Source organism: Ramlibacter sp. (assembly GCF_036676645.1).
Classification (GTDB): domain Bacteria; phylum Pseudomonadota; class Gammaproteobacteria; order Burkholderiales; family Burkholderiaceae_C; genus Ramlibacter.
The window spans coordinates 146,349-156,782 of the sequence record NZ_JAKFCM010000087.1 but is presented as its reverse complement, the minus strand read 5'-3'; the positions used below and the strand labels follow the sequence as shown (position 1 = coordinate 156,782).

9 protein-coding genes and 1 pseudogene are annotated in these 10,434 nt (G+C 68.8%); 3 read left to right on the top strand and 7 right to left on the bottom strand.

What is annotated here, in order from left to right:
- The 5 genes and pseudogenes from V6M57_RS13065 to ahpC all read right to left on the bottom strand — a co-directional run.
- Positions 1–266, bottom strand: a pseudogene (locus V6M57_RS13065) (energy transducer TonB); the annotation flags it as partial.
- 71 nt (positions 267–337) lie between these two features.
- On the bottom strand, positions 338–577 hold the full coding sequence (locus tag V6M57_RS13060) for a (2Fe-2S)-binding protein (RefSeq protein WP_332815432.1): 240 nt from the start codon (positions 575–577) through the stop codon (positions 338–340).
- A 261-nt stretch (positions 578–838) separates the two neighbouring features.
- Positions 839–1,315 (bottom strand): bacterioferritin, encoded by a 477-nt coding sequence (bfr, locus tag V6M57_RS13055; RefSeq protein ID WP_332815427.1) that lies wholly within the window; start codon positions 1,313–1,315, stop codon positions 839–841.
- A gap of 107 nt (positions 1,316–1,422) precedes the next feature.
- Positions 1,423–3,030 (bottom strand): alkyl hydroperoxide reductase subunit F, encoded by a 1,608-nt coding sequence (gene ahpF / locus V6M57_RS13050; RefSeq protein ID WP_332815426.1) that lies wholly within the window; start codon positions 3,028–3,030, stop codon positions 1,423–1,425.
- A gap of 97 nt (positions 3,031–3,127) precedes the next feature.
- Complete coding sequence (gene ahpC, locus V6M57_RS13045; protein WP_332815425.1) at positions 3,128–3,700, bottom strand: alkyl hydroperoxide reductase subunit C; 573 nt, start codon at positions 3,698–3,700, stop codon at positions 3,128–3,130.
- A 205-nt stretch (positions 3,701–3,905) separates the two neighbouring features.
- On the opposite strand from ahpC, the gene V6M57_RS13040 reads away from it, so the two are divergent.
- Positions 3,906–4,319, top strand: coding sequence for a hypothetical protein (locus V6M57_RS13040; RefSeq protein ID WP_332815424.1), 414 nt, complete (start codon positions 3,906–3,908; stop codon positions 4,317–4,319).
- A gap of 6 nt (positions 4,320–4,325) precedes the next feature.
- Here V6M57_RS13040 and ppsR read toward each other — a convergent pair whose 3' ends face one another.
- Complete coding sequence (gene ppsR, locus V6M57_RS13035) at positions 4,326–5,156, bottom strand: posphoenolpyruvate synthetase regulatory kinase/phosphorylase PpsR (RefSeq protein ID WP_332815423.1); 831 nt, start codon at positions 5,154–5,156, stop codon at positions 4,326–4,328.
- Positions 5,157–5,337: 181 nt separating this feature from the next.
- On the opposite strand from ppsR, the gene ppsA reads away from it, so the two are divergent.
- Together ppsA and V6M57_RS13025 are read left to right on the top strand one after the other, a co-directional pair.
- Positions 5,338–7,731, top strand: coding sequence for a phosphoenolpyruvate synthase (gene ppsA, locus V6M57_RS13030; RefSeq protein WP_332815422.1), 2,394 nt, complete (start codon positions 5,338–5,340; stop codon positions 7,729–7,731).
- Between the two features lie 56 nt (positions 7,732–7,787).
- The gene (locus tag V6M57_RS13025) at positions 7,788–9,845 is read left to right on the top strand and encodes a VC_2705 family sodium/solute symporter (protein ID WP_332815421.1); all 2,058 of its coding nucleotides are present in this window, start codon (positions 7,788–7,790) and stop codon (positions 9,843–9,845) included.
- A gap of 7 nt (positions 9,846–9,852) precedes the next feature.
- Here V6M57_RS13025 and V6M57_RS13020 read toward each other — a convergent pair whose 3' ends face one another.
- Positions 9,853–10,356, bottom strand: coding sequence for a hypothetical protein (locus tag V6M57_RS13020; protein WP_332815420.1), 504 nt, complete (start codon positions 10,354–10,356; stop codon positions 9,853–9,855).
- Positions 10,357–10,434: the final 78 nt, after the last annotated feature.

The window sequence follows — 10,434 nt, the reverse complement described above, 5'->3', positions numbered from 1 at the left end:
GGGGCCGGACGCGGCGCCGGCGCCTTGCGCGGCGCGGGCGCCGGAGCAGGCTGGGGCGGCGGCGGCGGAGCCGACGGAGGCGGAGCCGGGACCACCGGCTGCGCCGGAATGATCTCGCTAAGAACCTGCACCGGCACCACGATTTCGGGCGGTTCGCGCCGGACCAGACCCTGCTGCAGCGCCCACAGGGCCGCGACGTGCGCGAGCAGCACGCTGCCGGCGGCAGCGGCATTGCGGCGACGGAAGGGCAGTGATATCGGGGTCATCAACAGGCGCGGGACGCGGCGAGCTCAGTCGCGCAAGGCCCACCACGCAGCGCCCAGCACCAGCGGCAGGATCAGGCCAAGGAGGACGAACAAGCCCATGCGCCGCCTCCGCATCCGCAGCCCTCGTGCTGCACTGCCGCGACGGGTGCTTCCGGGTTGCATTGCGCGACCACGTCCCGGGCGCAAGTTTCGCACTGGCCGCACTGGGTGGCGACGCCCAGCTCGAACTGGATGTCGTCGAAGCTCATCCCGGCCCGGGCATGGCGGGCGATCTCGCGGTCGGAGACTCGGCGGCAGACACAAACGATCATGGCGGGGTACTGCGAGGGTTCGGGATGCGATGAGGCAGATTTTAAATGCGAATCGATCGCATTTGCAATGACTATCATCAACTTCCTTGAAGCCCCCCGCAGCCCTCATGTGGTGGACCCCATGCGCAGCAGGATGCGACGCTCGCATTCAAGCAGCCCAGGAGCTGCGGCCGCGAGAAGCAGAACCGGCCCCGAAAGGGCGCGTGGCGATGCAAGTTCAGCGGCAGGAAGTGCCGCGCGCGAGGAGCCGGCAGGCGGGACTCAGGTCCCGTCGCCCATCTGCGACTGCAGGTAGTTCTGCAAACCCACCTTGGCCAGCAGTTCGACCTGGGTCTCGAGCCAGTCGATGTGTTCCTCGGTGTCTTCCAGGATGTCTTCCAGGATCTCGCGCGACACGTAGTCCTGCGCCGCCTCGCAGGCGGCGATGCCTTCCTTGACCGTGGCCTGCGCGCCGCGTTCGCTTTGCAGGTCGCAGTCGAGGATCTCCGGCACGTCCTCGCCCACCAGCAGCTTGCCCAGGTCCTGCAGGTTGGGCAGCCCGTCCAGCACCAGGATGCGCTCGATCAGGCGATCGGCATGCTTCATCTCGCCGATGGATTCCTCGTACTCCTTTTTCGCCAGCCGCCCGAACCCCCAGTGCTTGAGGATGCGGTAGTGCAGGAAGTACTGGTTGGTGGCCGTCAGCTCGTTCTTGAGCTGCGCCTGCAGCTGCTGCAGGACTTGCGGGTTGCCTTGCATTCTTGTTCTCCTTGCGGGGCTGCGAAGCGGGCATTCTCGCCCGATTCGCAGCCCGCGATGCAAGCTCCTGCGCAGCTCCCACGACGGTGCGTGAGAAGCTCTCGCGTTCAGGCCGGCACGGCCTCGGCAGCCGCTTCGGTCACCGTCGCGTCGGCGGGTGCCGAGGTGCGGATCAGGTGGTCGAAGGCTCCCAGCGCAGCCTTGGCGCCGTCGCCCGCGGCGATGATGATCTGCTTGAACGGCACCGTCGTTGCATCGCCGGCGGCGAACACGCCCGGCACCGAGGTCTGCCCGCGGGCATCGACCACGATCTCGCCGTGCTTCGACAGCTCCACCGCGCCCTTGAGCCATTCGGTGTTGGGCACCAGGCCGATCTGCACGAACACGCCTTCCAGCCCGACGCGGTGCTCCTGGCCGCTGGCCCGGTCCTTGTAGACCAAGCCGTCGACCTTCTGGCCGTCACCGGTGACTTCGGTCGTCTGCGCGTTCACCAGCGTGGTCACGTTGGGCAGGCTGGCCAGCTTGCGTTGCAGCACCGCGTCGGCGCGCAACTGCTCGCCGAACTCGATCAGCGTGACGTGGCCGACGATGCCGGCCAGGTCGATGGCAGCCTCCACGCCGGAGTTGCCGCCGCCGATCACCGCCACGCGCTTGCCCTTGAACAGCGGCCCGTCGCAGTGCGGGCAGTAGGCCACGCCCTTGTTGCGGTACTGCTGCTCGCCCGGCACGCCCAGCTGGCGCCAGCGCGCGCCGGTGGTCAGGATCACGGTGCGGCTCCTGAGTGAGGCGCCGTTCTCCAGCTCCACCTCGATCAGGTCCGCCCCCCGCTTGAGCGACCTGGCGCGCTGCAGGTTCATGATGTCCACGTCGTAGTGGCGCACGTGTTCCTCCAGCGCCAGCGCGAACTTCGGTCCTTCGGTCTCCTTCACCGAGACGAAGTTCTCGATGCCCAGGGTGTCCAGCACCTGGCCGCCGAATCGCTCGGAGGCAACGCCGGTGCGGATGCCCTTGCGCGCGGCGTAGACCGCCGCGGCGGCGCCGGCCGGGCCGCCGCCGACGATCAGGACGTCGAACGGGTCCTTGGCCGCGATCTTCTTCACTTCGCGCTCGGCGCCGCCGGTGTCGACCTTGGCCAGGATCTCCTCCAGGCTCATGCGGCCGGTGCCGAACATCGTGCCGTTCAGGAACACGGTGGGCACGCCCATGACCTGGCGCTGCTCGATCTCGTCCTGGAACAGGCCGCCCTCGATCATGGTGGCCTTGATGCGCGGATTCTGCACCGCCATCAGGTTCAGCGCCTGCACCACGTCCGGGCAGTTGTGGCAGGTCAGCGAGACGTAGACCTCGAACTCCAGGTCGGTGTCGATCGCGCGGATCTGCTCGAGCACGTCCTGCTCGACCTTGGGCGGATAGCCGCCGACCTGCAGCAGCGCCAGCACCAGCGAGGTGAACTCGTGGCCCATCGGCAGGCCCGCGAAGCGCGGACCGTGACTTTCACCGGGGCGGTTGATCGAGAACGAGGGGGTGCGGTGCGGCCCTTGTGCCTGCCGCGTCTCGCTCACGCGCACCAGCGGGGAGGTCTCGGCGATGTCGCGCAGCAGCGCCTGCATCTCGCGCGAGGCGGGCGTGTCGTCCAGCAGCGCGGTGATCTCCACCGGCTGCGCAATGCGTTCCATGTAGGCGGCCAGCTGGGCCTTCAGGTTGGCGTCGAGCATGTGCAGCTTCCTCTCGTTGCTCAGGATGTGGGAATGGAAAGGCCCGGGGGCGCAGGGCGCACCCGGGCCTCGTTCGCGGTCGTGGAGCGCCGGTGGCTCAGATCTTGCCGACCAGGTCCAGCGAAGGCTTCAGCGTCTCGGCGCCTTCGCTCCACTTGGCCGGGCACACCTCGCCCGGGTGGGCGGCGATGTACTGGGCGGCCTTCAGGCGGCGCAGCGTTTCGGTGGCGACGCGGCCGATGCCGTTGTCATGCACCTCGACGGTCTTGATGCGGCCTTCCGGATCGATGATGAAGGTGCCGCGCAGCGCCAGGCCGGTGTCCTCGCCTTCGGTGATCAGCACGTCGAAGAAGCGGGCCAGCTGGTGGCTCGGGTCGCCGATCAACGGGTACTGCACCTTCTTGATGGTGTCGGAGGTGTCGTGCCAGGCCTTGTGCGTGAAGTGCGTGTCGGTGGACACGCCGTAGACCTCGGCGCCCAGCTTCTTGAACTCGGCGTAATGGTCGGCCAGGTCGCCCAGCTCGGTCGGGCACACGAAGGTGAAGTCGGCCGGATAGAACACGACCACGGACCACTTGCCCTTGAAGCTCTCGTCCGAAACGGGCACGAACTTGCCGTTGTGGTACGCGGTGGCCTGGAAGGGGGTGATCTGGGTGTTGATCAGGGACATGGGTTGCTTACTCCTTTGCTGTAGCGTTGACTGTGCGTGTGAGACCCGTAGATTAGGTGCGGGGTTCCTATTGATCCAATTTATTGGAGCAATGTCTTCGATGTTTTTTGGCTATTATAGCCCGGTCCACCCCGTACCCCTGTCCGACGACCCCACGCTCCGTCTGCTGGCAGCGCGCCCGCGCGATCCGCACCAGGATCGCGCCATGAGGAACATCCTGAATCCCCCGTTGCACCTCGGCCTGGCCGAAGCCTTCCGCCGCGCCGGCTTCCGCAAGTGGTACGAGAGGGAACTGCTGTCCAGCCACGCCCACCTGGTGCTGGCTTTCCTGAGCCTCGTGGCGGTGTTTGCCGCGCTCGAGGCTTCACGGGACGGCGGCCCGGCGGAGCGCCTGGTCAACCTCGTGTATGTGCTGCTGTCCGCCGCCATCGGCGCCTGGGCGCTGCGGCGCTACCTGTTCCTGCTGACGCGGGCGGAAGGCGTGGCCAACCAGGCCCAGTGCGAGAGTTGCGGCGAATACGGCCGTTTCAAGGTGGTGGCCCCGCACGGGGGCAGCGATGAAGCCGAGGTCTGCTGCCGCCGCTGCCAGCACCACTGGGTGATCAGCGGCCTGGCCTGAACGGCCTCAGTACTCCAGCCGCTCGGGCCGGATCTCCTGCAGGATGGTGGTGGCGATCTCCTCGATCGACTTGGTCGTGGTCGACAGCCACCGGATACCGGCGCGCCGCATCATCGCCTCCGCCTCGGCCACTTCCATCCGGCAGTTCTCCAGCGATGCATAGCGCGAATGCGGCCGCCGCTCGTTGCGGATCTCGGCCAGGCGCTCGGGCTGGATCGTCAGGCCGAACAGCTTGCGCCGGTGCGGCACCAGCGCAGCCGGCAACTGCCGGCGCTCGAAGTCCTCGGGGATCAGCGGGTAGTTGGCCGCCTTCAGCCCGTGCTGCATGGCCAGGTACAGCGAAGTCGGGGTCTTGCCGCTGCGGCTGACCCCCACCAGCACCACGTCGGCATGGTCGAGGTCGCGGTGGCTCTGCCCGTCGTCGTGCGCGAGGCTGTAGTTGATCGCCTCGATGCGGTCGTGGTAGGCCTTGCTCTTGCTGATGTCCGAGAAGCGCCCGACACGGTGGTTGGACTTCATCCCCAGCTCGATCTCCAGCGGCCGCACGAAAGTGCCGAACATGTCCAGCAGCATGCCGCGGCAGCCTTCCTCGATGACCTGCAGGATTTCCACGTTCACGAGGGTGGTGAAGACCAGCGGCCGACGCCCTTCCAGCTCTGCCACGTGATTGACCTGCCGCACCGCCTGGTGCGCCTTGTCCACAGTGTCGACGAAGGGCAGGCGCACGTGCCGCGGCCTGAACTCGAACTGCGCAAGGATGGCGTTGCCGAAGGTCTCGGCGGTGATGCCGGTGCCGTCCGAGATGAAGAAGACGGTGCGCGTGTGCAGGTTGGACATCGGTTCTTTCGGGCCGGCCGCACGGCCTTCGAAAGGGCCACGTGCCTACAATGTCCGGCAATTATCCGCCGCATGTCATGACGCGTTCAGGCCCATTCCAAGCACTACAAAGCCGACCCGACCGACACGCCCGCGCGCGCCGCTGGAGCGCAGACCCGCTTTCAACTTCCGGAGCCTTTCCATGTCTGCACGCTTCAACCCGGCCGCCCTGGTCGTACCGTTCGAGAACCTGAGAATGACCGACGTCGAGGTGGTCGGCGGCAAGAACGCCAGCCTCGGCGAGATGATCTCCCAGCTGCCCCAGGGGGTGCGTGTCCCCACGGGCTTCGCCACCACCGCCCACGCCTTCCGCGAGTTCCTGGCCCATGGCGGCCTGGGCGAGCGCATCAATGCGCGGCTGGATGCCCTGGACACCGAAGACGTGCGCGCACTGGCAGGCGCCGGCGCCGAGATCCGCGGCTGGGTGCTGGAACAGCCGTTCCCGGCCGAGCTGGAAAAGGAGATCCGCAACGAGTTCACGCGCCTGTCCGCCGGCGGTGCCGACGCCAGCTTCGCGGTGCGGTCCTCCGCCACCGCCGAGGACCTGCCGGACGCCTCCTTTGCCGGCCAGCAGGAGACCTTCCTGAACGTGCACGGCATCGAGCACGTGCTCGAGAAGATCAAGGAAGTGTTCGCCTCGCTCTACAACGACCGGGCCATCAGCTACCGCGTGCACAAGGGCTTTGCCCACGCCAACGTGGCGCTGTCGGCCGGCGTGCAGCGCATGGTGCGCAGCGACCTCGGCGCCGCCGGCGTGATGTTCACCATCGACACCGAATCGGGCTTCGCCGACGTGGTGTTCATCACCTCCAGCTACGGCCTGGGCGAGACGGTGGTGCAGGGCGCGGTCAACCCGGACGAGTTCTACGTCCACAAGCCGATGCTGCGTGCGGGCAAGCGCGCCGTGATCCGCCGCAACCTGGGCTCCAAGCTGATCCAGATGGTGTTCACGACGCCGCAGGAGAAGGCGCAGGACCGCAAGCTGGTCAAGACGCTGGAGGTGCCGCTGGAGCAGCGCAACCGCTACTCGCTCACCGACGCCGACGTCGAGCAGCTGGCCCGCTACGCGCTGGTGATCGAGGAGCACTACGGCCGCCCCATGGACATCGAGTGGGGCAAGGACGGCGAGGACGGCCAGCTGTACATCCTGCAGGCAAGGCCGGAGACGGTGAAGAGCCAGCAGCAGGGCAAGACCGAGGTCCGCTACAAGCTCAAGAGCAAGGGCAACGTGCTGGCCGAAGGCCGGGCCATCGGCCAGAAGGTGGGCACCGGGCCGGTGCGCCTGGTGCACGGCACGGCCGAGATGGAGCGGGTGCAGCCCGGCGACGTGCTGGTCACCGACATGACCGACCCCAACTGGGAGCCGGTCATGAAGCGCGCCAGCGCCATCGTCACCAACCGCGGCGGACGCACCTGCCACGCGGCCATCATCGCGCGCGAGCTGGGCATCCCGGCCGTGGTGGGCTGCGGCGACGCCACCGAGCTGCTCAAGGACGGCACCCTGGTCACCGTCAGCTGCGCCGAGGGCGACACCGGCCACATCTACGACGGCCTGCTGGAAACCGAGGTCACCGAGGTGCAGCGCGGCGAGATGCCGCCGGTCGCCACCAAGATCATGATGAACGTCGGCAACCCGCAGCTGGCCTTCGACTTCGCCCAGCTGCCCAACGAGGGAGTGGGCCTGGCGCGGCTGGAGTTCATCATCAACAACAACATCGGCGTGCACCCCAAGGCCATCCTCGACTATCCCAACGTCGACGCGGACCTGAAGAAGGCGGTCGAGTCGGTGGCCCGCGGGCACGCCTCGCCGCGCGCGTTCTACGTCGACAAGGTGGCCGAGGGCGTGGCCACCATCGCCGCCGCCTTCTGGCCCAAGCCGGTGATCGTGCGGCTCTCGGACTTCAAGAGCAACGAGTACCGCAAGCTGATTGGCGGCAGCCGCTACGAGCCGGAGGAAGAGAATCCGATGCTGGGCTTCCGCGGCGCGGCCCGCTACATCAGCGGCGCCTTCCAGGAAGCCTTCCGCATGGAATGCGAGGCGCTGCGGCGCGTGCGCGAGGACATGGGGCTGTCCAACGTCCAGGTGATGGTGCCGTTCGTGCGCACGCTGGGGGAGGCGCGGGGCGTCACCGAACTGCTGGCGCGCCAGGGACTGCGACGGGGCGAGAACGGGCTCAAGGTGATCATGATGTGCGAGATCCCGAGCAACGCGCTGCTGGCCGAGCAGTTCCTGGAGTTCTTCGATGGCTTCTCGATCGGCTCCAACGACCTGACCCAGCTCACGCTCGGACTGGATCGCGACTCCGGCCTCGAGCTGCTGGCGGCCGAGTTCGACGAGCGCGACCCCGCCGTCAAGGCGCTGCTCTCGCGCGCCATCGCCGCCTGCCGCGGACAGGGCAAGTACGTCGGCATCTGCGGGCAGGGCCCGAGCGACCACCCGGACTTCGCGCGCTGGCTGGCCGACGAAGGCATTGCGTCGATCTCGCTCAATCCCGACAGCGTGATCTCGACCTGGCAGCAGCTGGCCGCACGCTGAAGACACGCTGCGGTCCGTCGATGCGATGATGGCGCCCGCGAGGAGGGCTCCATCGCATGGCGGAGAGGGACAGGCGCTACGAGCGCCGGCTGGCACTCATCCTGGCCGGCTACGTGCTGGGGTTGTGCAGCGTGCTGCTGTTGCTCGCCTGGGCCGAGCAGCAGGGGCTGTCGCGCCATTGGCTGGGCCCCTTCCTGCTGTTCGCCACGGTGATGCTGTACGCGGCCATCGGCGTGTGGGGCCGCACGTCCGAGGCCCACGAGTACTACGTCGCCGGCCGCCGCATCCCTCCCATGTACAACGGCATGGCGGCGGCTGCCGACTGGATGAGCGCGGCCTCCTTCATCAGCCTGGCCGGCGGCCTGTACCTGCAGGGATTCAGCGGCTCGCCGGGGCAGCCCGGCGGGCTGGCCTATGTGCTCGGCTGGACGGGAGGCTTCTGCCTGGTGGCGCTGCTGGTGGCGCCGTACCTGCGCGCCATGGAGCTGTACACGCTGCCCGATTTCTTCCACCAGCGCTACGGCGGCGAGTGGCCGCGGCGGCTGGCGGCCGTGGGTGCGATCGTCTGCTCGTTCACCTACGTGGTCGCCCAGATCTACGGGATCGGGCTGATCGCGTCGCGGCTGACCGGCGTGCAGTTCGAGATCGGCATCCTGCTCGGCCTGGGCGGGGTGCTCCTGTGCTCCTTCCTGGGGGGCATGCGGGCGGTGACCTGGACCCAGGTGGCGCAGTACGTGGTCCTGCTGCTGGCCTTCCTGATCCCGGTGTCCTGGCTTGCCTGGAAACAGGTCGGCAATCCGATCGCCCCGCTGGTCTACGGCAGCCAGCTGCAGCGCATCGGCGAGATCGAGCGCGAGCTGATGGCCTCGCCGCAGGAACGGCAGGTACAGGCCGAGTACCAGCGCCGGGCGCAGCGCTACCGCGAATGGCTGCAGGACGTCGAGGGCTCGCTGCGGCGCGAGCGCGAGGCCGCGCAGCGGCGCATTCGCCGACTCAAGGCGCAGGACGCCGATTCCGGGCGCATCGTCGCCGCCCATCGCGAGCTGGCGGCGCTGCCGCGCGACCCGGCGGCGGCGCGCGAGCTGTGGACGCGCGCCCTGCAGGACAACCTGGACCGCTCCCGACCGCTGACCGGCCTGCCGCCGCACGCCCGGCCGTTTGCCGGCGATCCCGGCGGCAGCCCGGCGCAGCAGGCCGAATTCGAAGCCTCGCGACTGAACTTCCTGGCGCTGGTGTTCTGCCTGATGGCCGGCACGGCGGGCCTGCCGCACCTGCTCACGCGCTTCTACACGACCCCCAGCGTGGCCCAGGCGCGCACTTCGGTGGCCTGGGCCCTGTTCTTCATCGGCCTGCTGTACCTGAGCGTGCCGGCGCTGGCGGTGCTGGTGAAGTTCGAAGTGATGCAGCACCTGGTGGGCAGCCGCTTCGACGCCCTGCCGCCCTGGATCCTGCAATGGGCCCGGGTGGATCCCTCGCTGGCCTCGGTGACCGACGTCAACGGCGATGGCCAGGTGCAGTTCGGCGAGATCCGGCTCGGGGCCGACATCATCATGCTGGCCACGCCGGAGATCGGCGGGCTGCCCTACATCGTCTCCGGCCTGGTGGCGGCCGGCGGGCTGGCCGCGGCCCTGTCGACGGCCGACGGCCTGCTGCTGACCATCAGCAACGCCATGGTGCGCGACCTGTACGGCCATGACATCGGCCCGCACATGACGCCGGAGCAGCGCGTCATCCTGTCCAAGTTCACGCTGATGGCGGTGGCGCTGCTGGCCTCGCTGGTGGCGGCGCTCAAGCCGGCCGACATCCTGCCGCTGGTGGCGGCCTCGTTCTCGCTGGCGGCGTCGATCTTCGTGCCGGCGCTGGTGCTGGGCATCTTCTGGCGAGGCGCGACCCGCACCGGCGCCGTGAGCGGAATGGCCGTCGGCTTCGCGGTGACCGTCTACTACATGGTGGCGAATGCCGCCTCCGTGCGGGCTGCGCTGGGCCTGGCCGGCCCCGGGCCGCAGTGGCTCGGCATCCTGCCGGCTTCCGCGGGCGTGTTCGGCGTCGGCCTGGGTACGGCCGTGACCGTTCTGGCCAGCCTGGCTGAGCGCCGGCGGCCGGTGCCGGCCTGAGACGGCTTCAGGCCGGCCGGTGGGCCTGCATGTCGGCCATGAAGGCGGCCGCCGCCTGGTTGCCGCGCGCCGTGCGGATGGCGAGCTCGGCCCGCTTGATCACTGCCTGCAGGTCCTGGGCGGTGCGCGCGCTCTCGATGCGCATGCACAGGTCGTCGGCGGTCGGGCCGAGCAGGTCGGTCAGGCCGCGGACCGCGGCCCGCTGCGCCTCCTGCAAGGTCACGATGCGCGCAGGCGGCGCTGCGGAGGCGGGCGGCTGGCCGCCCGCCGTTGCGCCTGCGGCCGGCGAAGGTGCCGGCAGCGGCTCGATCATCCCGAGTTCGAGCAACTGCGCGAACAACTGCTGCACCTCCTCCTGCGAGGCCGAGAGCCGGGCGAGTTCGTCGGCGCTGCGCTTGCCGTCGATGAGGATCAGCAGCGAGCGCAGCCGCATGCTCAACGCCGGGTCGCGCGTCGCGAGGGCGGCGGCGCCCCGCGCCGACTTCCGGTACACCGCGTTCTTCTGGACCATGGGCCTGCTCCGGTCACGTTTCGGTGGCCCCAGCATAGAACTGCCGAGCCTGCACCGGGCCCGGGCATGCACCAATCC